Consider the following 26,405-nt stretch of genomic DNA (forward strand, 5'->3'; position numbering starts at 1 on the left):
TCAGTTCTACTGTTTTATTTCCTTTTTACCTTCTCTTGCCGTAATAATTTTCTGTTTTCGGCCTGTTTAATCGGGCGGTTGTGAGAATTTGATTTTTCTTCTATCGGATTACGTGGCGATAAACACTATCTTGCCTGTTGATAAAACACTCTTTTTGACGTCAAACTGGTCATGTTGTGTGTGAATTGTGCAAATGAACGTGAGTTGGGAAAAATTGTTTGACTTATAAGTGCGGGAAAGTAATATGTGCGCCACGCAGTGCCGATGAGCTTTCTTAAAAAGCAAGTCAGGCACGATTCGAAAGAAGCGTATGGTGAGGTGGCCGAGAGGCTGAAGGCGCTCCCCTGCTAAGGGAGTATACGGTCAAAAGCTGTATCGAGGGTTCGAATCCCTCCCTCACCGCCATTTACTATGCACCCATAGCTCAGCTGGATAGAGTACTCGGCTACGAACCGAGCGGTCGGAAGTTCGAATCTTCCTGGGTGCACCATATTTTGCAGTATGGTGAAATAGTCAAATGAACATCAGGTAGTGTCAAAGAATTAATTGCACCCATAGCTCAGCTGGATAGAGTACTCGGCTACGAACCGAGCGGTCGGAAGTTCGAATCTTCCTGGGTGCACCATCTTCTAGGTCATACATCTTGTTGTTAAGTTTCACTTGCTGAAACGCCTCCGTAAAATTAGAAATAAAAATCGCACCCATAGCTCAGCTGGATAGAGTACTCGGCTACGAACCGAGCGGTCGGAAGTTCGAATCTTCCTGGGTGCACCATATTAAGAAACCTCGCTACGGCGGGGTTTTCTGCTTTCTGGGCTTGCTTCTTGTTCCCTATTGCCCCGCAAAACAAAATACTTGAATTCTCTTATCTCGTAGTCAACGCTTCAACTCATCGGTTTCCTCTATATCAAATAGCAACTTTATTAAGCTGAATTTATTATTTATCAAGCAATTTCATATGATTATACAGTGAGCGACAATTTAGTTAGTTTGCGATAAAGTAGCTTTTCATTTTATCCCTAGTCGCGGAGTCACGATGTACGATCGCTACGAAGGCCTGATTTTTGATATGGATGGCACCATTCTGGACACTGAGTCCACACATCGTCAGGCCTGGCGTCAGGTGCTAAGACCTTATGGTATGCATTTCGACGAACAAGCGATGGTGGCTTTGAATGGCGCACCGACCTGGAAAATTGCCCAGGTGATTATTGCTAATCATCAATCGGATGTGGATCCTCATTTATTGGCTGCTGAGAAAACGGCATTAGTGAAGACGATGCTGTTGGATAATGTGAAGCCTCTGCCGCTCATAGACGTGGTTAAAGCCTATCATGGGCGTAAACCTATGGCTGTAGGGACAGGAAGCGAGCATGCTATGGCAGAGATGCTCTTGTGTCATCTGGGCCTGCGGGGGTATTTCGAGGTTGTTGTCGGTGCAGATGATGTCACCAAACATAAACCAGAGCCTGAAACATTCTTACGCTGTGCACAGTTACTCGGCGTGCGGCCCGAAAGATGCATAGTCTTCGAAGATGCTGACTTTGGTGTTGAAGCGGCTAAAAGGGCCAACATGGCAATAGTTGATGTGCGCCTGTTGTGAGTAGTACGCTCGCTATTGCTTCTTTATTCGGGAGTAGCTTCCTCAGTGCGACGCTCTTACCCGGAAATTCTGAAATTCTGTTAGTCACCCTATTAACGGCAGGTAGTGCGCCGGCAATGATGCTGGTGTTATCTGCCACTGTCGGGAATACCCTTGGGGGGCTAACTAATGTTGTTATAGGGCGTTTATTACCGGAGCTAAAGCCACAGCGGGGGATGAGTACAGCATTAGGCTGGCTCCAACGTTTTGGCCCAGCAGCTTTGTTATTGAGCTGGCTACCGATAGTGGGCGATTTGATGTGTGTGTTAGCAGGCTGGTTGCGTATGCCCTGGGGTCTTGTGGTTTTTTTCCTGTGTTTGGGAAAAGCATTGCGTTATATCGTGTTAACGGTAATTACGTTACAAGGAATCGCCTGGTGGCAGTAAAGAATGTGACAAACTTACGTAGTCACCTCTATGCAGTTTCAGTATGCTGACGAGTTATGGTTTTCAAGAGCGGGAGGTCGATTTGATCCCGGATGTATCACACGCGCTAACTTGGCTGGAAGCGCACCCTAAAGCCCTGAAAGGGATCCGTCGCGGTATCGAGCGGGAAACATTGAGAGTGACTGCCGATGGCCAATTAGCCTCGACGGGTCATCCAGAGTCATTGGGTGCAGCCCTGACACATCAATGGATTACCACTGATTTTGCTGAGGCATTGCTGGAGTTCATTACTCCCGTAGATGGTGATATTGACCATCTGTTGACTTTTTTGCGTGATATCCACCGTTATACCGCACGTAAACTGGGTGATGAGCGTATGTGGCCGCTCAGCATGCCTTGCTTTATTGGGGCTGAGCAAGATATTGAATTGGCTAAGTATGGCTCTTCAAATATTGGCCGTTTCAAAACACTTTACCGTGAAGGTTTAAAAAACCGTTACGGAGCGTTGATGCAAACCATCTCTGGTGTGCACTATAACTTCTCTTTGCCGTTGGAGTTTTGGCAGGCGTGGGCAGGTGTTACCGATGAAAAAAGTGGTAAGGAGGAGATTTCAGCAGGTTACTTCCGACTGATTCGTAACTACTACCGCTTTGGTTGGGTTATCCCGTATCTGTTTGGTGCTTCACCGGCTATTTGTTCATCGTTCCTGCAAGGGCGTGAGACGGCATTGCCATTTGAGCGTAATGATAAAGGGATGTGTTATTTGCCATATGCCACCTCTTTGCGCCTGAGTGACTTAGGTTATACCAATAAATCACAAAGCAATTTGGGTATTACGTTTAATGACTTGCACACCTATGTGGCAGGGCTAAAACGTGCAATCCAAACGCCATCAGAAGAGTACGCAGCTCTGGGGCTAAAAGAGGGCGATCGTCATCTGCAATTAAATAGCAATGTATTGCAGATTGAAAATGAACTGTATGCCCCGATTCGGCCAAAACGGGTTACCCGGGCTGGCGAATCACCATCAGATGCTTTGCTACGTGGTGGTATTGAATATATCGAAGTGCGTTCTCTGGACATTAACCCATTCTCACCGATTGGTGTTGATGCTGTGCAAGCACGGTTCCTCGATCTATTCCTGATTTGGTGTGTATTAGCTGATGCGCCAGAAATGAGCAGTGACGAATTGCTATGCACACGCAAAAACTGGAATCGCGTTATTTTAGAAGGGCGTAAACCGGGGCAGACTATCGGCATGGGGTGTAATGATACTCGTGCGCCGTTGGAAAAGGTGGGCAAGGATCTGTTTGCCGATCTGCGTCGTGTAGCAGAAGTGTTGGATGGTAAAGATAGCACTGCATATCAGCAAGTGTGCGATGAACTTGTCGCGTCGTTTGACGACCCGAGTCTGACGTTCTCTGCGCGTATTTTGCACGCGATGAAAGAAGGTGGTATTGGTGGTGTTGGCCTTGAATTAGCGGAGCGCTACAAGGAGATGCTGCAAAGTGAGCCATTGGAGTTGCTAACTGAAGAGCAATTGAGTGCAGAGCGAGATGCTTCATGGCAACGCCAGCGTGATCTTGAACTCAAAGATCAGCTAAGCTTTGAAGAGTATTTGCTACTTCATGGTGGCCAGTAAAAAGAAAAGGCCACATTACTGTGGCCAAATTAACATCTCTATAACAGGGATGATGATAACAAATGCGCGTCTTTCACATATTAAGACGCGCGGGATTCGAAAAAGTTTCACGGATTGCGAAAAAAGATCAGATAAAAAATTATTTTTTTATGAGGAGGTGACCAAATGCCATTATTGGATAGCTTTACCGTAGACCATACCATTATGAAAGCACCGGCTGTGCGTGTTGCTAAGACGATGAAAACCCCTCATGGCGACGAGATAACTGTATTTGATTTGCGCTTCTGTGTGCCAAATAAAGAAGTGATGCCGGAGCGCGGGATTCATACACTGGAGCATCTCTTTGCTGGTTTTATGCGTAACCACCTCAATGGTAACGGTGTTGAGATTATCGATATCTCACCAATGGGGTGCCGTACAGGTTTCTATATGAGCCTGATTGGCACACCGGATGAGCAACGTGTTGCTGATGCCTGGAAAGCGGCAATGGCAGATGTGTTGAAGGTAACCGACCAACGGAAAATTCCTGAGTTGAATGAATATCAGTGTGGGACTTATCACATGCACTCGTTGGAAGAAGCGCAGGAGATTGCCAAAGGTATTCTTGAACGTGATGTGCGAATTAACCACAACGAAGAACTGGCACTGCCAAAAGAAAAACTGTCTGAATTACATATTTAGTTTTCAGCGGGCGAACGCAAAAAAGACGCTGATAAGGCGTCTTTTTTATGTTAACTAACCGCATTGATTAAGCAGTTATGTGGCGCTGCCTTGAGACACAATCGGGGTGACGCGCACCTGTTTAATCATGTTCTCTTGCACATCCAGGACATCAATTAGATAATTGCCGATACGGACCTGAGCATCTACCTGTGGGATCTCTTGTAGCTCTTCTAGCAGCATGCCATTGATCGTACGGGCATCGATAGGAAGTGACCAGTTGAACGCTTTGTTCAGTTCGCGAACGCTGGCACTACCATCAATGAGTACTGAACCGTCACTTTGCGGATTGACCTCTTCTGCCAGTGTTGGGGACATTGATGTAGTAAAGTCACCGACGATCTCTTCCAAAATATCTTCAACAGTCACCAACCCCTGAATATCCCCATATTCATCGACAATCATGCCGACTTTCTCTTTATTTCGCTGGAACTTCACCAGTTGCACATTCAGTGGTGTGCCTTCTGGAATAAAGTAGATTTCATCGGCTGCGCGCAGCAAATTCTCTTTATTGAACTCTTTTTTCTCAGTCATTAACCGATAGGCTTCCCGCACACGTAACATGCCGATGGAATCATCCAATGACTGGCGATACAGCACGATGCGACCATGTGGCGAGTGGGTTAGCTGGCGCATGATTGACTTCCAGTCATCATTGATATCAATACCGACGACTTCATTGCGTGGCACCATGATGTCGCTAACTGTCACTTTTTCCAAGTCCAGTACAGATATCAACATATCTTGATTACGGCGGGATATTTGGGAGTGAGATTCATTTACGATACTGCGCAATTCATCTTTGCTAACTGCATCGCTACTGTGCACATTCCCTCTGATACCGCACAACCGCATTAGCCCACGGGTGATGGTATTGAGTAACCACACCAGCGGCAGCATGATTTTTTGCAACGGTGCCAGTAATACACTGCTGGGGAAAGCGATACGCTCAGGATAAAGTGCCGCGATAGTTTTCGGCATCACTTCAGCAAAAATCAACACCACAAAAGTCAGTACCCCAGTTGCTATTGCAACCCCGGCACTCCCGTATAAGCGGATACCGACAATCGTTGCCAGGGCGGATGCCAAAATATTAACCAGATTATTGCCGATTAACACCAGGCTTATCAGACGGTCGGGGCGTCGTAATAGTTTCTCAACCCGCCGTGCGGCGCGATTACCCTGTTTGGATAAATGGCGTAAACGGTAGCGATTAAGGGTCATCATACCGGTTTCGGAGGCGGAAAAATAAGCCGAGACCACGACCATAATGACCAGAATAATGATCAGCGTGCTAGTTGATACGTGATCCAACACTGTGTTCCTTAATTGCGATGATGGTTCTGTCAGTGCAACTGGGCCATCTGCGGATGGCTTAGAAAATGATTAGGAAACCAGAACTTCTTGCACCAAGCGGCTGCCGAAATAAGCCAGCGTAAGCAGAAATGCGCCAGCAAAGCTGAACCAAATCACTCTACGCCCGCGCCAGCCCTCATGGTAATGGCCCCATAATAGAACAATATAGACAAACCAAGCCATGATCGATAACACCGCTTTATGGATGTTTTCTTTACTAAATATGTTGTCCATATAAAGTAAACCAGTACATAGCGTCAGCGTCAGTAATACCACCCCAATCTGGGTGATATGGAACATTTTACGTTCAATGCTCATCAATGGGGGCATGTCTGCATTAAATGTCAGTTTTTTATTTTTTAACTGATAGTCGAGCCAAGCCAGTTGTAATGCATACAACGCCGCGATAATCAGTGTTGCGTAGGCAAAAAGCGCTAACCCAATATGAACGAATATGGTAGGGCTAGCTTCCAAATGCGTAATAAATTCGCCCGGTAGCAAGCTGGCAAGGGCCAGGTTGATCATGGCAAAGCTATAGACAATCGGCAGTAAGAACCAACCGCGCCCCTGGGAGGCGACGATAGTCATGATAGTGCAGATCATCAGCCCCACGATGGAACCAATATTTAATAAAGTGAGGTTTTGGCCTCCACCGACATCAAAAATCTGATGCTTCAGGGCAATTGCATGGCACACTAGAGCCACGACGGCAGAAACCAGCGCTAACCGACGGTAAGCACTATTTTTCTGCACCAGGCTTGGGACAATCAGGCCCAGGCTGAGCGAATAAGCGATCAAAGCCAAAATGGAGAACACGGGCATAGCGGTATATGGGCATCGGCTAAGTGAATTAGATAGCCAGTATAGCGTTGAGCGCGTCCCTCTCCAACCGTTCTCCGACGTGAGGGCAGAGATCGTTTAAGCTTCGTGTTATAATCCCCCCATTGTGTCGCCAGAGCGGCCTGTTTCCACGTTGAGTATGAGACAATGTTTGAGAACTTAACTGATCGATTGTCGCGCACATTGCGCAATATCAGCGGCCGTGGCCGGCTGACAGAAGAAAATATTAAAGAAACGCTGCGTGAAGTTCGCATGGCGTTACTGGAAGCTGACGTAGCCCTGCCGGTGGTTCGTGACTTTATCAACCGGGTAAAAGAGCGCGCTGTCGGGCATGAGGTGAATAAAAGCCTCACGCCAGGCCAAGAATTCGTCAAAATAGTTAAAAATGAACTTATCGCCGCCATGGGCGAGGTCAATAACGAACTGAATCTGGCCGCTCAACCGCCAGCAGTGGTGTTAATGGCGGGTCTGCAAGGGGCGGGTAAAACCACCAGTGTGGCCAAACTGGGTAAGTTCCTTAAAGAAAAACAGAAGAAAAAAGTGCTGGTTGTGTCTGCCGACGTGTATCGCCCTGCGGCGATCAAACAGTTGGAGACGCTGGCACAGGGTGTTGATATTGATTTCTTCCCGTCTGATGTACAAGAAAAGCCGATTGATATTGTTAATCGTGCTCTGCAACAGGCAAAACTCAAGTTTTATGATGTTCTGATTGTCGATACCGCCGGTCGCTTGCACGTCGATGAAGCGATGATGGACGAGATCAAACAGATTCATGCCGCGATTAATCCGGTTGAAACCTTGTTTGTTGTCGATGCAATGACCGGGCAGGATGCTGCTAACACGGCGAAAGCATTCAACGAAGCGTTGCCGCTCACCGGTGTGGTGCTGACTAAAGTTGATGGTGATGCCCGTGGTGGTGCGGCTCTGTCTATCCGCCATATTACCGGCAAGCCGATCAAATTCTTGGGCGTGGGCGAAAAGTCTGATGCCCTGGAGCCGTTCCACCCGGATCGCGTGGCTTCACGCATTCTGGGGATGGGCGACGTGCTGTCGCTGATTGAAGATATCGAAAGTAAAGTTGACCGTGCACAAGCGGAGAAACTGGCCACCAAGCTGAAAAAAGGTGATGGTTTCGATCTCAACGACTTCCTTGATCAGTTGAAGCAAATGCGCAATATGGGCGGTATGGCCAGCATGTTGAGTAAAATGCCGGGTGCTGGTCAGTTGCCAGAAAACGTGAAATCACAGATGGACGATAAGGTGACGGTTCGTATGGAGGCCATCATCAATTCGATGACGCTGAAAGAACGTGCTAAACCAGAGATCATCAAAGGCTCGCGTAAGCGCCGTATTGCTACCGGTTCTGGCGTGCAGGTGCAGGATGTTAACCGCTTACTTAAGCAGTTTGATGAAATGCAGCGCATGATGAAGAAAATGAAAAATGGTGGCTTGGCTAAAATGATGCGTGGCATGAAGGGTATGATGCCACCGGGTTTCCCAGGCCGCTAAATGTCATACCTAAAGTAATTGGGTTGCAGGTTGGCGGCCAGTAAACGAATCCCGATGAACTTACTCAAGTAAGTGATTCGGGTTAGTGCGCGCAGCTAACAACCCTGCGGTTTCAAGTACGAAGGGGATATTTCACACTGTGAGGTAAACCGGTGTGAGGTGAGTAAAGATTTCCCGCTGAAAACGGCGGTAAACGAAGAAGATTGCACTCATTCCAAAACTAGCGCATAGGAATCTACGCTTTAGATTGCTTTTTGCGCCAAAATGAGTAAAATTTTCGGGCTTTTTATATTGCAACTGGACCCCGTTCCCCGATGGGGTCCAGTTGTTTTATTAACTAAAGAGGATGTTATGGTAACAATTCGTTTGGCTCGTGGCGGCGCTAAAAAGCGTCCGTTCTATCAAGTAGTAGTGACCGACAGCCGTAATGCTCGTGACGGTCGTTTTATCGAACGTGTAGGCTTCTTTAACCCGATCGCAGCTGGTCAGGCTGAAGCTCTGCGTTTGGACCTGGACCGTATCGAACATTGGGTTGGCCTGGGTGCAACAGTTTCTGATCGCGTATCTGCGCTGATCAAAGACGCTAAGAAAGCAGCTTAATCTGTCGCGGTGGTGGTTATTATGAGCAAGCAACTCAATCCAGTGGTTCCCGATCAGCCGATTGTACTCGGTAAAATGGGTTCAACTTACGGCATTCGCGGTTGGCTCAGAGTATTTTCATCCACCGAAAACGCCGAAAGCATTTTTGATTACCAGCCGTGGTTTATCCAGCAGGCCGGTAAGTGGCAGCATGTCGAGTTGGAAGACTGGAAGCGCCACAGTCAAGATCTGATCATCAAAGTTAAAGGTGTTGACGATCGGGATGCCGCGAATTTACTGACTAATTGCGAAATTATCGTAGATTCCAAGCAACTACCCGCACTAGAAGAGGATGATTACTACTGGAAAGACCTTATGGGCTGTCAGGTAGTAACAACCACGGGTTACGAATTGGGTAAAATCATCGATATGATGGAAACCGGTTCTAACGATGTGATGGTAGTGAAGGCAAACCTGAAAGATGCATTCGGTATGAAGGAGCGGTTGGTCCCGTTTCTTCATGGGCAGGTTATCAAGAAAGTCGATCTCACTGCTCAACGTGTTGAGGTAGATTGGGATCCTGGTTTTTGACCTCCGAATTAAACGGCAAAAGTGAGTGGAACAAAGCGATGTGGATCGGTGTTATTAGCCTGTTTCCCGAGATGTTCCGCGCAATAACCGATTACGGGGTAACTGGCCGGGCAGTAAAAAATGGCCTGCTGAGCGTGCAGTGTTGGAGTCCTCGTGACTTTACCTACGATCGGCATCGTACCGTGGATGACCGCCCATATGGCGGTGGCCCGGGAATGTTGATGATGGTGCAACCGCTAAGGGAAGCCATTCATGCAGCAAAAGCAGCGGCAGGCGAGGGAGCAAAGGTGATTTATCTGTCACCTCAAGGGCGCAAACTGGACCAACAGGGTGTTTGCGAACTGGCTACCAATCAGAAGATGATTCTGGTGTGTGGTCGGTACGAAGGTGTTGATGAGCGCGTACTGAAAACCGAAATTGATGAAGAATGGTCAATTGGTGATTACGTTCTCAGCGGTGGCGAGTTGCCAGCAATGGCTCTGATAGATTCAGTATCCCGCTTTATCCCGGGAGTGCTAGGTCATCAGGCTTCAGCAGAGGAAGATTCCTTTGTTGATGGATTGCTGGATTGTCCACACTACACTCGTCCTGAGGTGTTAGAAGGGATGGAAGTTCCGCCAGTATTACTGTCGGGTAACCATGCCGAGATTCGTCGCTGGCGCTTAAAGCAGTCGCTGGGCCGTACCTGGCTTAGAAGACCTGAACTTCTAGAAAGCCTAGCTCTGACTGACGAGCAAATGGTGTTGCTGGCTGAGTTCCAACGGGAACACAAGCCCTGAAGCAACAGAACTATGAAAGGAGTGTTGTGCCGCGTGCCAACTTCCTGATATATCAGTTTACCTAGGGTAAGAGACTTATTATGAGCAATATTATCAAGCAAATCGAACAAGAGCAGATGAAGCAAGATGTACCTGCATTCCGTCCGGGTGATTCCGTGGAAGTGAAGGTATGGGTTGTTGAAGGTTCTAAAAAGCGTCTGCAGGCATTCGAGGGCGTGGTTATCGCTATTCGTAACCGCGGTCTGCATTCTGCGTTCACCGTTCGTAAAATTTCCAACGGCGAAGGTGTTGAGCGTGTATTCCAAACTCACTCCCCAGTAATCGACAGCATTACTGTGAAACGTCGTGGTGCCGTTCGTCAAGCGAAACTGTACTATCTGCGTGAGCGTACTGGTAAGTCTGCTCGTATTAAAGAGCGTCTTAACTAAGATACAGCTAGCGCTGCATCCAAAAGTTAATAGTTATGAAGGGGTTAGCCATTGGCTGACCCCTTTTTTTATTTCAATGGCTACAAAATGGCGACAGAGATTTAGCGCGATAAGTGGGGGGGGGAATGGGAAGGAGAACTGGGGGTAATTAGCGTGGCATCACACCACGCTAAAGAGACTAACAGATGATTACAGGCCGTAAACCAGCGTGACTGATGTTGTGGTATCAGTATTTTTAGGCGCGCTGGCAGGTGGCTTAGTGTTATAAGTCACAACATAAGCTAAGCGCAGAGCGAAGCTTTTATTGATTGCAACGTTTAACGCAGTTTCAGAGTTCAACGTAGTTTCTTCGTTCGCTAATGCAGAAACCCCTTCACTAAATACCGTGTTATCAGTCAGTTGATAGGTATAGTTTGCACCGCCATAAGCCAATGCTTTAGTGGCTCGACCACCACCATAGAATTCATCGTGACGAACACCCGGACCAAATTCCACCCGCAGGTTGTGCAACGGAGTAGTCATAATCTGGCGACCATAACCGGTAGTTAACACCGACCGGGAGTCAAAACCGTTGTAGCGATCATTCAGCCAACTGGCTTGCCCGAACAGGTAGTTACTATCAGTCAGATTATAGCGGGTACGCCCGCCTAGCTGATAACGTTCAGAAGAGCGTTGATTGTTAGCGCTGGTATTGCGCGCGGCTCCCCACAAACTATAGGCGGTGTTAGGTTGGAACCAAGTTAACGTTGAGTTAGCTGTCAACGTTGAGTTAGTGGTATTTCCTGATTGTGCGGTATAACCAGCCTCGACAGTACCATCAAAGCTCTTCTTGGCTGTAGCTGGATCATCTAAGGCAGTAAAAACAGCCGCATCAGCAAGAACTGACGTGCTGATGAGGGATAAAGCGATTGCGCTGATATAAAACGGCAACGCCTTGGTATGACGCAAAGAAAACATAATAGGCCCATGGTGAAAAAAATGATTTTTGTGCTGCGGCCCGCATTGTAGCAGTTGTGATCCAACTAAATCAGAAGATATTTCAGATTGAATAATTAATTATAATAAGAAGGTTTTTCCGATGAGTTAATTCTTAAAATGTAATAAAAAGAGTGTATCAACTTTTTACTGTGAGTAATAAAGTAATAAAAACAGATATTGTGTTCACAGAATGAAATTCTTATGCCACAAAATTAAAGAGGCCAGTTCATTGTGAGCTGGCCTCTTTGCATATCATCTATAAACCGGGTAATTACATAAAGGTCGTTACCAGTAGGTAACCGGTGATACATGAACTAATAACACCGATAAGTCCTGGAATGATAAAACTGTGGTTAATGATAAACTTACCAATCTTGGTGGTACCTGAACGGTCAAAACCGATGCAAGCAAGATCGCTTGGATAGGTTGGCAGAACAAAGTAGCCATAAGCAGCAGGGAAGAAGGCAATCAACATTTTAGGATCAACACCAAGTTGCAGGCCCATTGGTGCTATTGCGGCTAGTGCTGCCGCTTGGCTGTTAACCAGCTTGGAAACCAAGAACAGAACAATGGCATAAGTCCAAGGCTTACTTTTCACGACATCTTCCAATACCAGTTTCAAATCACCCATATGGGCTTGGAAGAAGGTATCACTCATCCAGGCAACACCGAATACCGAGAAGATAGCAACCATGCCAGCTTTAAATACGGCACCGTTAGAGATATCACTAGGTTTAACTTTACAGCCCATCAAGATAACTGCACCGGCTATCAGCATCATCATCTGAATAACCAGATTCATCGACAGTGACTGTAATTTGCCCTTCACTTCAAAGGCTGGGCGCAGCTCAGCAAAAGCACCCAGTAATACGACTATTGCGATAGCGGCGAAGAATATCCAGGTAGACCAATAGGCTTGTTTCGGGAAAACCTGATTCAATAATGTATCTGTTGAACCATAAATAAAGGAGCGCTGCTCTGGATCTTTAATTCTTTCTTGAAAATCTGGGTCTTTATCCAGGTCTTTACCCCGGCGCAGACTCCACAAGGCTGCCATTAGTACCCCAACTAAAGAGGCTGGGACTGATACGGCCAGAATTTCCAAAATGCTGTAAGCATGGCCGATACCGTGATTGGCACCAATAATTGATACTAATGATACGACAGCTACTGATACAGGTGAGGCGGTAATCGCCATTTGAGATGCCACGGATGCAACGGCCATTGGTCGTTCCGGGCGAATACCTTTCTTAATAGCTATATCAGAAATAATCGGGAACATAGTATAAACAACATGCCCGGTGCCGCATAAAAAGGTTAATGACCACGTTGTGAATGGAGCCAGTAGTGTAATATGCTGAGGATGCCGGCGTAATAAGCGCTCGGCAAATTGCATCATTACATTTAATCCACCGGCAGTTTGTAATACAGATGCACAACCAATAACAGCTAATATGGTGAGCATTACATCTACTGGTGGTTTACCTGGTTCTAGTCCGAAGATAAAGGTCAGAATAAATAAGCCAATACCACTTATTAACCCCAGCCCCATACCTCCGTAGCGTGTCCCCAGTAGTAGACATATAATTATAATTATAAATTGTAGTGTTATCATAACGTTCCCTTGCTTCCAACATGAATGAAATTCGGTTAGATATTCGCTGGTTTTAAGCAATGAGCATGGCTCTTACTCGACTTTCTCTATCAGAGCACAGATTGCATTGATTAAAACTTGGCTAATATCAAGGGAGTATTGTTTAGTTATGTAATTAATTAAATCTGAGATCTGTCTCTATTTTTATATCAGTCTGGACTTTTATAATTAATTAAAGTGGCATAAAGAGGAAAGTATGAGATATACAGTCTAATTGTGAAAGTAATGTGTTATTTTTGTATTAAATTAATGTATTGATTTTCTAATGCCACTTATTTTTCTGCGTTTTAACTCATTAATTTTATCAATTGGATCACAACCTATGGTCGGTTTTCCTTTTGAGTTGGCCCCGCCGTACTGTTAATGATTGGCATGCATTGAGAAAGGGTATAACCCGTCGTGGGATCCTCTGCGATTTTCAACAGCCACATCCTTCAACTAATACCTAATTTCTCCTTCAGTGATTTTAAGTAGCGGCGACTCACCGGGATATGTCTGCCGCTTCGAGTAATTACTTCGGCTGACCCATTATCCATCAGTTGAATCTCTCCCAACTGCTCAGTGTTTACCATATATTGCCGGTGGCAGCGGATAAATGGTGTTTTTTCTTCGAGTGTTTTGAGTGATAGCTGGGTATAGCCCGATTGTACTGTCCCTACGACATGCACCCCGCTAAGTTCGGAGCTTAGGTATTCTACTTCCTCAATTTTCAGCAAAAAAATGCGGTTATGGCCAGAGCAGGGGATATGTCGCAGCATAGGTTCGGTGATTTTTTGTAAATTATTATTTACACTCAGGCCGCGTCTTAAGCGTATTAGTGTTTTTACCAATCGTTGATGATCGAGTGGTTTTAACAGATAGTCAAAGGCGTGCTCTTCAAATGCGCGGATGGCATATTCATCGTAAGCGGTAACAAACACGATGTGTGGCATGTTTTCTGGATTCAACATTGATGCCAATTCCAAGCCATTAATTCTTGGCATTTGGATGTCGAGAAACACCACGTCGGGCTGTAGGCGCTGGATTGCAGGGATTGCTTCCAGTGCATTGCTGCATTCGGCGACGATCTCAATATCGTGTTCTTCACTCAGTCTTTCGCGTAAATCTTCACGCGCAGGTTGTTCATCGTCGACGATGATGACTCTTAACATACAGCCTCCACAAATTTTCCGCATTCTATCATGACCTCTGAGGGCGGTTGGGACCATGTGCAGAAACTGCGACTTACCGCAAAAGTCAGACTGAAATAGGGTAATAAAGGTGTGGTAATTATTTATTTACACATATGGATTGAAAACTTTACACGTCATGGTATTGTGTACCCCATCAAACGATAAATACGCTAAACGACATCCGCTAAACAGAGATAGGGTAAAGAATATGATCATGCAAAAAGATGCGCTCAATAATGTCCATATCAGTGCCGAACAAATACTGATAACCCCGGAAGAACTGAAAGCCCAGTTTCCTTTGAGCGGCAATGATCAGTATGCGATTGAATCTGCTCGCAAAACTATTGCTGACATTGTTCAAGGACGAGATCCACGGTTATTAGTCGTTTGTGGCCCATGTTCGATCCACGATGTGGATGCTGCTCTGGATTATGCGCGTCGTTTGAAATCACTCTCAGCGGAGTTGAGTGATAGCCTATATATCGTTATGCGTGTCTATTTTGAAAAACCAAGAACCACCGTCGGTTGGAAAGGCCTTATCAACGACCCAGCAATGGATGGTTCTTTCGATGTGGAAGCAGGCTTGCATATTGCCCGTCGATTACTGCTGGATTTAGTGGGTATGGGGTTGCCGCTGGCAACTGAGGCACTGGATCCGAACAGCCCGCAATACCTGGGTGATTTGTTCAGCTGGTCAGCAATTGGTGCGCGTACTACCGAATCACAAACTCACCGTGAGATGGCATCTGGTTTATCCATGCCAGTTGGATTCAAGAACGGCACTGATGGCAGCCTGGGCACAGCAATCAATGCCATGCGTGCGGCGGCTATGCCCCATCGCTTTATGGGGATTAATCAATCCGGTCAGGTTTGTTTGTTGCAAACCCAAGGTAATCCACACGGTCATGTGATTTTACGTGGTGGCAAAACCCCTAACTACAGTGCACAAAATGTCGCTCAGTGTGAAAAACAGATGCAGGATGCGGGACTCACTCCATCCTTAATGATAGATTGCAGTCATGGTAATTCGAATAAAGACTACCGTCGCCAGACTGCCGTCGCTGAATCTGTGGTTGAACAGATCAAGGCGGGTAATCGTTCTATCACCGGTGTGATGCTGGAAAGCCACATCCACGAAGGGAATCAATCATCTGAACAACCCCGTGCAGATATGCACTACGGTGTTTCAGTGACCGATGCCTGTATTAACTGGGAAAGTACCGAAACCCTGTTACGTGGCATGCACCAAGAATTGCGTTCAGTGCTGGCGGCACGGACTGTAGAGGAAGAGTAAGTATGGTGGCTGAACTGACCGCTTTACGCGATCAAATTGATGAAGTCGATAAAGCACTGTTGGATTTGTTGGCTAAACGCCTGCATTTAGTAGCAGAAGTAGGTGAAGTTAAAAGCCGTTATGGTTTGCCTATTTATGTTCCAGATCGTGAGGCTTTGATGCTGGCCTCACGCCGACAGGAAGCTGAGACTTTAGGCGTACCACCGGATTTGATTGAAGATGTATTGCGTCGGGTAATGCGAGAGTCTTATACCAGCGAGAATGACAAAGGTTTTAAAACCTTGTGCCCACAGTTGCGGCCCGTAGTCATTATCGGCGGGCAAGGGCAGATGGGGCGTTTATTCAGCCGCATGCTGGGCTTGTCTGGTTATCAGGTGAAAACGCTGGAGCAAGAGGACTGGCCACAGGCCGAGTCCATTCTGGCGGATGCCGGTATGGTGATTGTTAGCGTACCTATTCATGTCACTGAAGAAGTGATTGGGCGATTGCCAAAATTACCGCCAGATTGCATTTTATTGGATCTCGCTTCAGTGAAAAACAAACCGCTGCAAGCCATGCTGGCTGCTCATGACGGGCCAGTTGTGGGCCTGCATCCGATGTTTGGCCCTGATGTGGGCAGTCTGGCAAAGCAAGTGGTGGTGTATTGTGATGGTCGCGACCCACAAGCATATCAGTGGCTGTTAGAGCAGTTACAGGTATGGGGGGCAAGATTGCACCGCATCAGTGCTGTTGAACACGATCAGAACATGGCGTTTATTCAGGCATTACGGCACTTTGCGACGTTTGCCTATGGGCTACATCTGGCTGAGGAAAACGTGCAACTGGAGCAATTGTTGGCACTGTCTTCACCAATTTATCGCCTGGAACTGGCGATGGTTGGGCGGTTGTTTGCGCAAGACCCACAGCTCTACGCCGATATTATTATGTCTTCAGAAGATAATCTGGCGCTGATTAAACGTTATTATAAACGCTTTGGTGAAGCGATTACCTTGCTCGAGCAGAGTGATAAACAAGCCTTTGTCCAAAGTTTTCAGAAAGTCGAGCACTGGTTTGGCGATTATGCAGAGCGTTTTCTGGTGGAAAGCCGTTCATTGCTGCGCCAGGCGAACGACAGCCGCCTGTAATTATACCCGCCATTTCTGCACTTGTTACAAGGCCCATCCTTGGGCCTTGTAAATCCTAAGCGGTGTGAACCTCAAAAACTGCGTTAACTTGGATTGACCGGGACCACGTTCTCGCTTGGGTAGCAACCCAGTATTTTCAACGAGCGGGTAATGGGGGCTAAGTCTGCCAGTGCTTTTTGCATCGAATCGGAACGTAAATTAGCCTGCACATCAATATAAAACATCTCTTCCCACGGATTGCCATTAATCGGCCGGGATTCCAGTTTCGTCATAATGATGCCGTGATCTCGCAGCACTAATAGTGCTTCAACCAGTGCCCCTGATTGCTGACCTGTCGCCATAATTAAGGTGGTTTTAGCCGGTATTTGCTCAGAAACTTCAATCGACTTGCGGGCAAGAACAATGAAGCGAGTGATATTTTGTTGCTGATTCGCCAGATTATGTTCCAGCACCTGCAAATTATACAGCGCACCACCGGCTTCACTGCCCAAGGCGGCGGCTGTCGGCGAGTTTATTTGTGCCACTTTTTCCATCGCTGCAGCAGTGCTTTCGCAATACTCAATTTTCCAATGAGGGAAACGGTTAATGAACTGGCTGCACTGCTGGAAAGGTTGTGGATGACTGTATACGGTTTCGATTTTGCTCAGGTCGGTTTCAGTTGCCACCAGAACACAATGGTCAATAGGGTTAGTTATTTCCCCGACGATGAATAAACTGGTGTGTTGCAGTAAATCATAAACATCATTAATAGAGCCGGAACTGGTGTTCTCTATCGGTAAGACTGCGTAATCCGCTTGCCCGGTTTCTACCTGAGTGAAAATATCTTGGAATTTCTGACAACCACATTCAATCAGTTGCTCAAAATGACGAGCGGCATATTGACGTGCAGCCAGATGTGAATAAGAACCTTTCGGGCCAAGGAAAGCGATACGGGCAGAATGCAGGGCAGTTTGATTAAGCTGATGTTGTAACAGTGCCTGTTGAGTTAAGACCGAGTCTTCGATAATAAGTTGGAACAGACGGGTGACATAGAATCCATCAAGGTCATAGGGCTTAGCGGCAGTTATCAGTGCATCCAGTAAATCACGTTCACGTTCTTTATCGCGAATAGGGCGATGATGAAGCTGCTTAGCTTTAGCGACATCCACTGCTAATTCACGCCGCTCTGCCAGCAAGGCGAGCAGTTTTAAGTCTAGTGCGCTGATGCGTTCACGTAGCACCAGTAATGGATTATCGGTCATAGGGATTTGCCTTATTTTTCTGAATGATTATACCCTAAATAATTCGAGCAGCAGGAAGATAGCCAATGCACATGCAGCTTGAAGTATGACGAGGATATACACATAAAAAAAGCCTCCCGTTTGGGAGGCTTTGTTGTTCGTCTTCGCATTCTTTATCACACGACGAAACGCCTCCCAATCAGGGGAAGGTAAAAAAGAATGCGAAGAAAAACACTTTATTGATCATCGTTACTGGTTACCTGTTTTACGCGTAAGTCACAGTGAGCGTGCTACCACGAAAATAATAAAGAAAGTCAGTGCTAAAAAACCACCAAGTTCTAAATTAACCGCCAGCCTGAATTGCTGTCAATAAAAAACGCGCCCAAAGGCGCGTTAGATCCGAAATGAGATGGATGGTCCCGGCTATTGTTCCTGCTCGGATTCTTCTTCCTCTACATCTACTGACTCCAGATTGGCTTCTTTAACACTACTTGCTGCGCGGCGAGCTTCACCTTTGTGCTGCACTTTATTTAATTGGCGTTCTAGTTTGGCGATAAGCTCATTAATTGCAGCATACATATCATCATGTTTGGCACTGGCAACCAATGGTCCCATTGGCGTACTGATAGTTGCATCGGCAACAAATCCTTGTGGATCTTTAGACAGTACAATATGCGGGTTTATTAACTGGGCCTGCCATTTATCCAGTTTGGTGAGACGGTCTTCAACATGCTTGCGAATTGCTGGGGTAATATCCATTTGCTTACTGGTAATGTTGACTGTCATATGACTTACCTCTCTGTCTGCTCCGTCTTGGATAACTTCAGCATACCTCTCTTTCCCACAAAATGTATGACCAAGATCACTTTTTTTTGTCACTTTTTGCAAAGGTCATGGGAACTGTGATTCAACGTCAGGAATAGTGGCTGGGGGCTTGAATCATTGATTATAATGCCGCATTATCGATAAGTTATATTGCATGCATTCAGTTAAAAACGGCGTTATTTTTCTGTTTTAGATAGGATATTAGCGCGATAGTCTGATGCGGTGAGTTTCATCAGCCCACACCAGTAAAGTGAAAATTTGCCGAAAGGGCAGAATTGAAAACGGCAGCCTAAGCTGCCGTTTGTTATTTTATCGAGCCAGATAATCTCAGGCTGGATTCGCTGCAATTATCTTGGCAACTTTGTCTGCCTCGGCATTGAGTTGCAGCTGTTTATAAGCATTTTCCATCAACGGCAACGCATCACGGGTTGCTTGAGTATCAGGATAATCTCTCAACATTTGTTCTACACGGTTAACTACCGCGACGTAAGCGCCTCGTTTAGTGTAATATTGCGCCACGGCCAGTTCATGCTTGGCCAGACGATTTTTCAAGAACGTCAGGCGTTTTTGCGCATCAGTTGCGTACTGGCTGTTCGGATAGTTTTGAATCAACTGGTTAAAATCGCGGAATGCGGCCTTAGCATGTTGCGGGTCGCGGTCTGAACGATCAATCCCGAAGAAACCTTGCAATGCACTGTCATCCAGAGCCATGTCAGTCAAACCACGCATATATAATACGTAATCGATGTTAGGATGTGTTGGATTAAGGCGCATAAAGCGATCGATTGAGGCTTGCGCCAACGGCAGATCAGCAGATTTATAATACGCATAAATCAAATCAAGCTGAACCTGTTGGGAGTAAGGCCCGAAAGGATAGCGGTTATCTAACGCTTCTAGTTGCGTAATAGCTCCCTTAAAGTTACCGTCCTGCAGTTTTTGCTGAGCGGTAGCATAGAGCTCAGAAGGCGGGTTATCGGGAACCACGTCCTTGTTACTGGAGCAACCGGTCAGCACCAGGCTCAACGTGGCGGCAGCCACCAGATATTTCATACGCGTCATGACGTTTTGATTATCCTCGAAGTGTTATTCCGGGAGACTGTCCGTTAAGCTCCCGACAAAGATCTAGATACAATAGCACATTATATTAAACGGCATCGCCGTCAAAACCCAACGTTAACGAACAAGAAGCTGCATATGGCACAACAAGTACAACTCAGCGCAACGGTGGCCGAATCTCAACTCGGTCAACGGTTAGATCAGGCTTTGGCCGAATTGTTCCCTGATTATTCAAGATCTCGCATAAAAGAGTGGATTTTGGAAGACAGGGTCACAGTCGACGGTAAAACAATTAATAAGCCTAAAGAAAAAGTGTTGGGTGGTGAGCTCGTCGCCATTGACGCGCAAATTGAGGAAGATGCCCGCTGGGCGCCTCAAGACATCCCACTTGATATCGTCTATGAAGATAACGATATTTTGGTCATTAATAAACCCCGTGGTTTAGTCGTACATCCCGGAGCCGGCAACCCAGATGGTACGATCCTGAATGCGCTGCTCTATTATTATCCTGAAATCATGGATGTCCCGCGCGCGGGTATCGTTCATCGCCTGGATAAAGATACGACGGGTTTGATGGTGGTGGCAAAAACTGTTCCGGCACAAACGCGTTTGGTTGAAGCGCTGCAAGCGCGTGAAATTACCCGTGAATATGAAGCTGTCGCCATTGGCAATATGACAGCGGGCGGTCGAGTCGATGAGCCAATTTCGCGTCACTCCACCAAACGTACTCACATGGCTGTGCACCCAATGGGTAAACCAGCAACCACCCATTACCGGATTATGGAGCATTTCCGCGCCCATACCCGCCTGCGTTTGCGTTTAGAAACGGGCCGTACCCATCAGATCCGCGTGCATATGTCTCATATTAACCATCCGCTGGTGGGTGATCAGCTTTATGGTGGCCGTCCGCGCCCACCAAGAGGCGCATCTGATTCCTTTATTTCTATTCTGCGTGGTTTTGATCGTCAGGCATTGCATGCAACCATGTTGCGTTTGTATCACCCTATCAGTGGTATACAAATGGAATGGCATGCAGCATTACCAGAAGATATGGTTGAGCTGATAAATGCGCTGAAGGCTGATACTGAAGAATTCAAAGACCAGATGGATTGGTAATGAGTACCCAACTGATACTCCCAGATTGGCCGATGCCTGCCGGTGTTAAGGCATGTAGCACCACCCGTCATGGTGGTATCAGTGAATCGCCGTATGATTCATTAAACCTTGGTACCCATGTTGGTGATGTTGCAACCCGTGTGGCAATTAATCGCCAGCGATTAGTTGAACAGGCAGGCTTGCCGCAAATGCCTGTCTGGTTGGAGCAGGTACACGGTACTCGTGTCCTGCTTCTGGATGGCAAGGCGGTAGCTGATGTACAGGCTGATGCGGTTTACAGCCGGGTTGCCGGGCAAGTTTGTGCTGTAATGACCGCAGATTGCCTACCGGTGCTGTTTTGTTCATTAGCGGGCGATGAAGTTGCTGCCGCACATGCCGGTTGGCGTGGTTTATGTGCTGGCGTCCTTGAACAGACGCTGGCACAGTTTAACGCGGCCCCTGCTTCTATTATTGCCTGGTTAGGCCCAGCCATTGGTCCACAGCAGTTTGAAGTGGGTGAAGAGGTAAAGCAGGCTTTTATCAACATCGACCCAATATCCGCCTCAGCTTTTGTTCCCTCAGGCACCAAGTATCTCGCAGATATCTATTTATTGGCTCACTTGCGGCTACAGGCTGCGGGTATTCATGCCATTTATGGTGGTGATCGCTGTACTGTGAGTGAAAAACAACAATTTTTCTCATATCGGCGCGATGGAATCACCGGACGTATGGCAAGTTTAGTCTGGCTGATATAACCTACTAAATTAGGACGATCCGCTGACGCATAACGAATTACTTTAAATATAGTGTCGAAATAACCTTGAAAATTTGAGGGATGACCTCATCTAATCTCCAGTAGCAATTTTGACCAATATCGGAGGTGTTATGCGTCTGGATCGTCTTACTAGCAAATTCCAGCTTGCCCTCGCCGATGCCCAGTCTTTAGCGCTTGGGCGCGACAACCAGTTTATTGAACCGTTACATTTGATGAGCGCACTGCTCAATCAGGATGGGGGGACGGTTCGCCCATTGTTGACCTCGGCGGGTATTAATGTTGCCAGTTTGCGCAGCGACATTGAGCAGGCTTTAGGTCGTCTTCCACAAGTTGAAGGTACTGGCGGTGATGTTCAACCATCAAACGAGCTGGTACGTATATTGAATCTTTGTGACAAATTAGCGCAAAAGCGTGCGGATAAGTTTATTTCTTCAGAACTGTTCGTACTGGCAGTGCTTGAAGACCGCGGCACCTTGACTGATATGTTAAAGGCAGCCGGTGCAACAACCGACAAAATAGATAAGGCAATTGAAAATATGCGTGGTGGTGACAAAGTCGATGATCCGGGCGCTGAAGATCAGCGTCAGGCGTTGAAAAAATTCACTATCGACCTGACTGAGCGTGCGGAGCAGGGAAAACTTGATCCGGTGATTGGCCGTGATGAAGAAATCCGCCGTACTATTCAGGTGTTACAACGCCGTACCAAAAATAACCCAGTATTAATTGGTGAACCCGGTGTCGGTAAAACCGCCATCGTCGAGGGGTTGGCGCAACGTATTGTGAACGGCGAAGTACCTGAAGGCCTGAAACATAAACGTGTGCTGTCATTAGATATGGGCTCACTGATTGCCGGTGCTAAGTATCGTGGTGAATTTGAAGAGCGTCTAAAAGGCGTGTTGAACGATTTATCAAAACAAGAAGGTAGTGTGATCTTGTTCATTGATGAATTGCATACCATGGTCGGCGCGGGGAAAGGTGATGGGGCGATGGACGCCGGTAACATGCTGAAACCTGCGTTAGCGCGCGGTGAACTGCATTGTGTCGGTGCGACCACTCTTGACGAGTATCGCCAGTATATAGAGAAGGATGCGGCGCTGGAGCGGCGTTTCCAGAAAGTCTATGTTGCGGAACCGACAGTAGAAGACACCATTGCCATTTTGCGCGGGCTGAAAGAGCGATATGAACTGCATCATCATGTGCAGATCACCGACCCGGCAATTGTTGCAGCGGCAACACTGTCGCACCGCTATATTTCGGATCGCCAGCTACCGGATAAAGCCATCGACCTTATTGATGAGGCCGGTTCCAGTATCCGTATGCAAATGGATTCAAAACCAGAATCATTGGATCGGCTAGAGCGCCGAATTATCCAATTGAAACTGGAACAACAAGCGTTGAATAAAGAGTCTGATGACGCCAGTAAAAAACGGCTGGAAATGCTCAATACCGAATTAGAGCAGAAAGAGCGTGAGTACTCTGAGTTGGAAGAAGAGTGGAAAGCTGAAAAAGCCTCACTAACCGGGACTCAGAATATTAAAACTGAGTTGGAACAAGCCAAAATCACCTTAGAGCAGGCTCGGCGTGTGGGTGACTTGGCTCGGATGTCAGAACTTCAGTACGGTAAAATCCCTGAGCTGGAAAAACAGCTCGCGGCAGCCAATGCGCTTGAAGGGAAAACCATGAAGTTGCTGCGCAATCGTGTCACTGAGGTTGAGATTGCTGATGTCCTGGCGCGTTGGACGGGTATTCCGGTATCACGCATGCTGGAAAGTGAGCGCGATAAGTTGCTGCGCATGGAACAGGACCTGCATAAACGTGTTATTGGCCAGGATGAAGCCGTTGAAGCAGTATCCAATGCTATCCGCCGTAGTCGTGCGGGGTTATCAGACCCGAACCGGCCAATTGGTTCCTTCTTATTCTTAGGCCCAACGGGTGTAGGTAAAACTGAGCTATGTAAAGCATTGGCCACGTTCTTGTTCGACAGCGACGATGCCATGGTGCGTATTGATATGTCAGAGTTTATGGAGAAACACTCCGTATCTCGGCTGGTTGGTGCACCTCCGGGTTACGTTGGCTATGAGGAAGGTGGTTATCTGACGGAAGCGGTGCGCCGTCGTCCATATTCTGTAATCTTGTTGGATGAAGTGGAAAAAGCACATCCTGATGTGTTCAACATCCTCTTGCAGGTATTAGATGACGGCCGCTTGACTGACGGGCAGGGGAGAACGGTTGATTTCCGTAATACGGTTGTCATCATGACCTCTAACCTCGGTTCAGATTTGATCCAGGAACGTTTCGGTGAAAGAAGTTATACCGAAATGAAGAATATGGTGATGGAGGTTGTTAGCCATCACTTCCGTCCTGAATTCATTAACCGTATAGATGAGGTGGTTGTCTTCCATCCGCTTGGTCGAGCGCATCTGGCCTCAATTGCCAGTATTCAACTGGAGCGGCTGTATAAACGTCTGGAAGAGCGTGGCTATCAAGTCACTATTACTCAACCTGCGTTGGAGTTCCTGGGGGAAACTGGTTTTGACCCGGTTTATGGTGCACGGCCATTAAAACGCGCAATTCAGCAGGAAATCGAGAACCCGCTGGCGCAGCAGATACTTTCCGGCAAATTAATTCCGGGGGTACCCGTTATTTTGGACGTGGAAAACGGGCATATCATTGCCAAACAGTAATTGTTAATCCTCGAGGGGGCGAGAAATCGCCCCCTTTTTGTTTCCTTTTTCGCCACATCTGCATTTTTTGCCGTATTAATGAGCGGTTGAAAAGTTTTTTCAAATTAGGGGTTGCAGGCTGTCAGGAACTCCCTATAATGCGCCTCCACTGACCGGGAACAACGAAACACACTTCGCCGGGTCAGGAAGCGAAAAGAATGAATTTGACTTCGAAAGAAACGAAAGAAACTCTTGACTCTTCAGCGGGAAAGCGTATTATCTGCCTCCCGCGTTACCGTAAGATTCGCCGAAAGGCAAACGGGTAACGAACGCTCTTTAACAATTTATCAGACAATCTGTGTGGGCACTCGCAAGACGATATCGAAGCCTGTTTCGGCAGGCAGAAGAAATATCAAAGTCTTGAAGAGTGACCAAAGCAGTACACATTTGAACTTCGGTTCGAATGCATATTTGCAGAAAGTAATCTTTGAGCATCGCTATGTTAACTCATAGCAAATCAAACAAATCTTAAATTGAAGAGTTTGATCATGGCTCAGATTGAACGCTGGCGGCAGGCCTAACACATGCAAGTCGAGCGGCAGCGGGAAGTAGTTTACTACTTTGCCGGCGAGCGGCGGACGGGTGAGTAATGTCTGGGAAACTGCCTGATGGAGGGGGATAACTACTGGAAACGGTAGCTAATACCGCATGACCTCGTAAGAGCAAAGTGGGGGACCTTCGGGCCTCACGCCATCGGATGTGCCCAGATGGGATTAGCTAGTAGGTGGGGTAATGGCTCACCTAGGCGACGATCCCTAGCTGGTCTGAGAGGATGACCAGCCACACTGGAACTGAGACACGGTCCAGACTCCTACGGGAGGCAGCAGTGGGGAATATTGCACAATGGGCGCAAGCCTGATGCAGCCATGCCGCGTGTGTGAAGAAGGCCTTCGGGTTGTAAAGCACTTTCAGCGAGGAGGAAGGCAGTCGTGTTAATAGCACGATTGATTGACGTTACTCGCAGAAGAAGCACCGGCTAACTCCGTGCCAGCAGCCGCGGTAATACGGAGGGTGCAAGCGTTAATCGGAATTACTGGGCGTAAAGCGCACGCAGGCGGTTTGTTAAGTCAGATGTGAAATCCCCGCGCTTAACGTGGGAACTGCATTTGAAACTGGCAAGCTAGAGTCTTGTAGAGGGGGGTAGAATTCCAGGTGTAGCGGTGAAATGCGTAGAGATCTGGAGGAATACCGGTGGCGAAGGCGGCCCCCTGGACAAAGACTGACGCTCAGGTGCGAAAGCGTGGGGAGCAAACAGGATTAGATACCCTGGTAGTCCACGCTGTAAACGATGTCGACTTGGAGGTTGTGCCCTTGAGGCGTGGCTTCCGGAGCTAACGCGTTAAGTCGACCGCCTGGGGAGTACGGCCGCAAGGTTAAAACTCAAATGAATTGACGGGGGCCCGCACAAGCGGTGGAGCATGTGGTTTAATTCGATGCAACGCGAAGAACCTTACCTACTCTTGACATCCACAGAACTTAGCAGAGATGCTTCGGTGCCTTCGGGAACTGTGAGACAGGTGCTGCATGGCTGTCGTCAGCTCGTGTTGTGAAATGTTGGGTTAAGTCCCGCAACGAGCGCAACCCTTATCCTTTGTTGCCAGCACGTAATGGTGGGAACTCAAGGGAGACTGCCGGTGACAAACCGGAGGAAGGTGGGGATGACGTCAAGTCATCATGGCCCTTACGAGTAGGGCTACACACGTGCTACAATGGCAGATACAAAGTGAAGCGAACTCGCGAGAGCAAGCGGACCACATAAAGTCTGTCGTAGTCCGGATTGGAGTCTGCAACTCGACTCCATGAAGTCGGAATCGCTAGTAATCGTAGATCAGAATGCTACGGTGAATACGTTCCCGGGCCTTGTACACACCGCCCGTCACACCATGGGAGTGGGTTGCAAAAGAAGTAGGTAGCTTAACCTTCGGGAGGGCGCTTACCACTTTGTGATTCATGACTGGGGTGAAGTCGTAACAAGGTAACCGTAGGGGAACCTGCGGTTGGATCACCTCCTTACCTA

Annotated in this window: 22 protein-coding genes, 4 tRNA genes, 1 rRNA gene and 1 other annotated feature; of the genes, 19 read left to right on the plus strand and 8 right to left on the minus strand. The window is 47.3% G+C overall.

The features are described 5' to 3' along the window. The first annotated feature begins 312 nt into the window (after positions 1-312). The 8 genes from A6J67_RS08300 to luxS all read left to right on the plus strand — a co-directional run bounded on the left by A6J67_RS08300 (position 313) and on the right by luxS (position 4,351). A tRNA-Ser gene (locus A6J67_RS08300) sits at positions 313-405 on the plus strand. A gap of 8 nt (positions 406-413) precedes the next feature. After that, a tRNA-Arg gene (locus A6J67_RS08305) sits at positions 414-490 on the plus strand. Between the two features lie 58 nt (positions 491-548). Further along, positions 549-625 (plus strand) — tRNA-Arg (locus tag A6J67_RS08310). Positions 626-697: 72 nt separating this feature from the next. After that, positions 698-774, plus strand: a tRNA-Arg gene (locus A6J67_RS08315). Positions 775-1,036: 262 nt separating this feature from the next. Beyond that, positions 1,037-1,603 carry a fructose-1-phosphate/6-phosphogluconate phosphatase gene (gene yqaB, locus A6J67_RS08320; protein WP_005182003.1) on the plus strand — a complete coding sequence of 189 codons (567 nt, stop codon included), beginning with the start codon at positions 1,037-1,039 and terminating at the stop codon, positions 1,601-1,603. Further along, on the plus strand, positions 1,600-2,028 hold the full coding sequence (locus A6J67_RS08325) for a YqaA family protein (RefSeq protein WP_032905541.1): 429 nt from the start codon (positions 1,600-1,602) through the stop codon (positions 2,026-2,028). Before yqaB ends, A6J67_RS08325 begins: the two co-directional genes overlap by 4 nt. A gap of 43 nt (positions 2,029-2,071) precedes the next feature. Further along, positions 2,072-3,670 carry a glutamate--cysteine ligase gene (gene gshA / locus A6J67_RS08330; protein WP_005182010.1) on the plus strand — a complete coding sequence of 533 codons (1,599 nt, stop codon included), beginning with the start codon at positions 2,072-2,074 and terminating at the stop codon, positions 3,668-3,670. Between the two features lie 165 nt (positions 3,671-3,835). Next, positions 3,836-4,351 carry an S-ribosylhomocysteine lyase gene (luxS, locus tag A6J67_RS08335; RefSeq protein WP_005182014.1) on the plus strand — a complete coding sequence of 172 codons (516 nt, stop codon included), beginning with the start codon at positions 3,836-3,838 and terminating at the stop codon, positions 4,349-4,351. A 75-nt stretch (positions 4,352-4,426) separates the two neighbouring features. On the opposite strand, the gene A6J67_RS08340 is transcribed toward luxS, so the two are convergent. Then, on the minus strand, positions 4,427-5,704 hold the full coding sequence (locus A6J67_RS08340; RefSeq protein ID WP_161597800.1) for an HlyC/CorC family transporter: 1,278 nt from the start codon (positions 5,702-5,704) through the stop codon (positions 4,427-4,429). A 72-nt stretch (positions 5,705-5,776) separates the two neighbouring features. Beyond that, on the minus strand, positions 5,777-6,568 hold the full coding sequence (locus A6J67_RS08345; RefSeq protein WP_005182020.1) for an inner membrane protein YpjD: 792 nt from the start codon (positions 6,566-6,568) through the stop codon (positions 5,777-5,779). Positions 6,569-6,733: 165 nt separating this feature from the next. Here A6J67_RS08345 and ffh point away from each other — a divergent pair, with 165 nt between their 5' ends. The 5 genes from ffh (at position 6,734) to rplS (ending at position 10,472) form a co-directional block, all read left to right on the plus strand. Continuing rightward, on the plus strand, positions 6,734-8,095 hold the full coding sequence (ffh, locus tag A6J67_RS08350) for a signal recognition particle protein (protein WP_005182022.1): 1,362 nt from the start codon (positions 6,734-6,736) through the stop codon (positions 8,093-8,095). Positions 8,096-8,446: 351 nt separating this feature from the next. Next, a complete protein-coding gene (gene rpsP, locus A6J67_RS08355; RefSeq protein ID WP_005182026.1) occupies positions 8,447-8,695 on the plus strand; it encodes a 30S ribosomal protein S16 in 249 nt (82 codons plus the stop codon). 21 nt (positions 8,696-8,716) lie between these two features. Then, the gene (gene rimM / locus A6J67_RS08360) at positions 8,717-9,265 is read left to right on the plus strand and encodes a ribosome maturation factor RimM (protein ID WP_032905542.1); all 549 of its coding nucleotides are present in this window, start codon (positions 8,717-8,719) and stop codon (positions 9,263-9,265) included. A 38-nt stretch (positions 9,266-9,303) separates the two neighbouring features. Continuing rightward, positions 9,304-10,044 (plus strand): tRNA (guanosine(37)-N1)-methyltransferase TrmD, encoded by a 741-nt coding sequence (gene trmD / locus A6J67_RS08365; RefSeq protein WP_005182033.1) that lies wholly within the window; start codon positions 9,304-9,306, stop codon positions 10,042-10,044. An 80-nt stretch (positions 10,045-10,124) separates the two neighbouring features. Next, a complete protein-coding gene (gene rplS / locus A6J67_RS08370; RefSeq protein ID WP_005182038.1) occupies positions 10,125-10,472 on the plus strand; it encodes a 50S ribosomal protein L19 in 348 nt (115 codons plus the stop codon). A 189-nt stretch (positions 10,473-10,661) separates the two neighbouring features. Here rplS and A6J67_RS08375 read toward each other — a convergent pair whose 3' ends face one another. From A6J67_RS08375 to btsR, 3 genes are all read right to left on the minus strand, one after another. Next, positions 10,662-11,429: a YdiY family protein gene (locus tag A6J67_RS08375; protein ID WP_005182041.1), complete on the minus strand. Its 768-nt coding sequence runs from the start codon at positions 11,427-11,429 to the stop codon at positions 10,662-10,664. Positions 11,430-11,721: 292 nt separating this feature from the next. After that, the gene (locus A6J67_RS08380; protein ID WP_032905544.1) at positions 11,722-13,065 is read right to left on the minus strand and encodes an anaerobic C4-dicarboxylate transporter; all 1,344 of its coding nucleotides are present in this window, start codon (positions 13,063-13,065) and stop codon (positions 11,722-11,724) included. A gap of 473 nt (positions 13,066-13,538) precedes the next feature. Continuing rightward, positions 13,539-14,255: a two-component system response regulator BtsR gene (gene btsR / locus A6J67_RS08385; RefSeq protein WP_042568481.1), complete on the minus strand. Its 717-nt coding sequence runs from the start codon at positions 14,253-14,255 to the stop codon at positions 13,539-13,541. Between the two features lie 235 nt (positions 14,256-14,490). Between btsR and A6J67_RS08390 the strand changes: the two genes are divergently transcribed. Both A6J67_RS08390 and tyrA read left to right on the plus strand, forming a co-directional pair. Then, entirely contained in the window at positions 14,491-15,570 is a 1,080-nt protein-coding gene (locus A6J67_RS08390) for a 3-deoxy-7-phosphoheptulonate synthase (protein ID WP_042568480.1), read from the plus strand. Between the two features lie 2 nt (positions 15,571-15,572). Next, positions 15,573-16,694 carry a bifunctional chorismate mutase/prephenate dehydrogenase gene (gene tyrA / locus A6J67_RS08395; RefSeq protein ID WP_005182054.1) on the plus strand — a complete coding sequence of 374 codons (1,122 nt, stop codon included), beginning with the start codon at positions 15,573-15,575 and terminating at the stop codon, positions 16,692-16,694. A gap of 83 nt (positions 16,695-16,777) precedes the next feature. On the opposite strand, the gene pheA is transcribed toward tyrA, so the two are convergent. From pheA to bamD, 3 genes are all read right to left on the minus strand, one after another. Beyond that, positions 16,778-17,935, minus strand: a complete 1,158-nt coding sequence (pheA, locus tag A6J67_RS08400) for a bifunctional chorismate mutase/prephenate dehydratase (RefSeq protein WP_005182057.1) — start codon at positions 17,933-17,935, stop codon at positions 16,778-16,780. Between the two features lie 102 nt (positions 17,936-18,037). After that, positions 18,038-18,162, minus strand: a sequence feature (Phe leader region). Between the two features lie 175 nt (positions 18,163-18,337). After that, entirely contained in the window at positions 18,338-18,700 is a 363-nt protein-coding gene (gene raiA, locus A6J67_RS08410) for a ribosome-associated translation inhibitor RaiA (protein ID WP_005182060.1), read from the minus strand. 366 nt (positions 18,701-19,066) lie between these two features. Beyond that, positions 19,067-19,798 carry an outer membrane protein assembly factor BamD gene (gene bamD / locus A6J67_RS08415; RefSeq protein WP_032905545.1) on the minus strand — a complete coding sequence of 244 codons (732 nt, stop codon included), beginning with the start codon at positions 19,796-19,798 and terminating at the stop codon, positions 19,067-19,069. 135 nt (positions 19,799-19,933) lie between these two features. On the opposite strand from bamD, the gene rluD reads away from it, so the two are divergent. From rluD to A6J67_RS08445, 4 genes are all read left to right on the plus strand, one after another. Then, positions 19,934-20,911, plus strand: a complete 978-nt coding sequence (gene rluD / locus A6J67_RS08425) for a 23S rRNA pseudouridine(1911/1915/1917) synthase RluD (protein ID WP_005182065.1) — start codon at positions 19,934-19,936, stop codon at positions 20,909-20,911. Beyond that, complete coding sequence (gene yfiH / locus A6J67_RS08430) at positions 20,911-21,645, plus strand: purine nucleoside phosphorylase YfiH (protein WP_050296864.1); 735 nt, start codon at positions 20,911-20,913, stop codon at positions 21,643-21,645. The genes rluD and yfiH overlap by 1 nt, the downstream gene beginning before the upstream one ends. A 130-nt stretch (positions 21,646-21,775) precedes the next feature. Further along, positions 21,776-24,349: an ATP-dependent chaperone ClpB gene (gene clpB, locus A6J67_RS08435; protein WP_005182068.1), complete on the plus strand. Its 2,574-nt coding sequence runs from the start codon at positions 21,776-21,778 to the stop codon at positions 24,347-24,349. A 509-nt stretch (positions 24,350-24,858) separates the two neighbouring features. Beyond that, a 16S ribosomal RNA gene (locus A6J67_RS08445) occupies positions 24,859-26,401 on the plus strand. Positions 26,402-26,405 lie beyond the last annotated feature (4 nt).

The sequence above is a fragment of the Yersinia sp. FDAARGOS_228 genome (assembly GCF_002073315.2).
GTDB classification, from domain to species: domain Bacteria; phylum Pseudomonadota; class Gammaproteobacteria; order Enterobacterales; family Enterobacteriaceae; genus Yersinia; species Yersinia intermedia.

Coding starts and splice junctions, on each gene's coding strand:
- A6J67_RS08390 (WP_042568480.1), top strand. CDS start 14,491: ATGCAAAAAGATGCGCTCAATAATGTCCATATCAGTGCCGAACAAATA.
- trmD (WP_005182033.1), top strand. CDS start 9,304: ATGTGGATCGGTGTTATTAGCCTGTTTCCCGAGATGTTCCGCGCAATA.
- btsR (WP_042568481.1), bottom strand. CDS start 14,255: ATGTTAAGAGTCATCATCGTCGACGATGAACAACCTGCGCGTGAAGAT.
- yfiH (WP_050296864.1), top strand. CDS start 20,911: ATGAGTACCCAACTGATACTCCCAGATTGGCCGATGCCTGCCGGTGTT.
- A6J67_RS08375 (WP_005182041.1), bottom strand. CDS start 11,429: ATGTTTTCTTTGCGTCATACCAAGGCGTTGCCGTTTTATATCAGCGCA.
- rluD (WP_005182065.1), top strand. CDS start 19,934: ATGGCACAACAAGTACAACTCAGCGCAACGGTGGCCGAATCTCAACTC.
- gshA (WP_005182010.1), top strand. CDS start 2,072: ATGCTGACGAGTTATGGTTTTCAAGAGCGGGAGGTCGATTTGATCCCG.
- rimM (WP_032905542.1), top strand. CDS start 8,717: ATGAGCAAGCAACTCAATCCAGTGGTTCCCGATCAGCCGATTGTACTC.
- yqaB (WP_005182003.1), top strand. CDS start 1,037: ATGTACGATCGCTACGAAGGCCTGATTTTTGATATGGATGGCACCATT.
- clpB (WP_005182068.1), top strand. CDS start 21,776: ATGCGTCTGGATCGTCTTACTAGCAAATTCCAGCTTGCCCTCGCCGAT.
- pheA (WP_005182057.1), bottom strand. CDS start 17,935: ATGACCGATAATCCATTACTGGTGCTACGTGAACGCATCAGCGCACTA.
- A6J67_RS08345 (WP_005182020.1), bottom strand. CDS start 6,568: ATGCCCGTGTTCTCCATTTTGGCTTTGATCGCTTATTCGCTCAGCCTG.
- ffh (WP_005182022.1), top strand. CDS start 6,734: ATGTTTGAGAACTTAACTGATCGATTGTCGCGCACATTGCGCAATATC.
- rpsP (WP_005182026.1), top strand. CDS start 8,447: ATGGTAACAATTCGTTTGGCTCGTGGCGGCGCTAAAAAGCGTCCGTTC.
- raiA (WP_005182060.1), bottom strand. CDS start 18,700: ATGACAGTCAACATTACCAGTAAGCAAATGGATATTACCCCAGCAATT.
- bamD (WP_032905545.1), bottom strand. CDS start 19,798: ATGACGCGTATGAAATATCTGGTGGCTGCCGCCACGTTGAGCCTGGTG.
- tyrA (WP_005182054.1), top strand. CDS start 15,573: ATGGTGGCTGAACTGACCGCTTTACGCGATCAAATTGATGAAGTCGAT.
- rplS (WP_005182038.1), top strand. CDS start 10,125: ATGAGCAATATTATCAAGCAAATCGAACAAGAGCAGATGAAGCAAGAT.
- A6J67_RS08380 (WP_032905544.1), bottom strand. CDS start 13,065: ATGATAACACTACAATTTATAATTATAATTATATGTCTACTACTGGGG.
- luxS (WP_005182014.1), top strand. CDS start 3,836: ATGCCATTATTGGATAGCTTTACCGTAGACCATACCATTATGAAAGCA.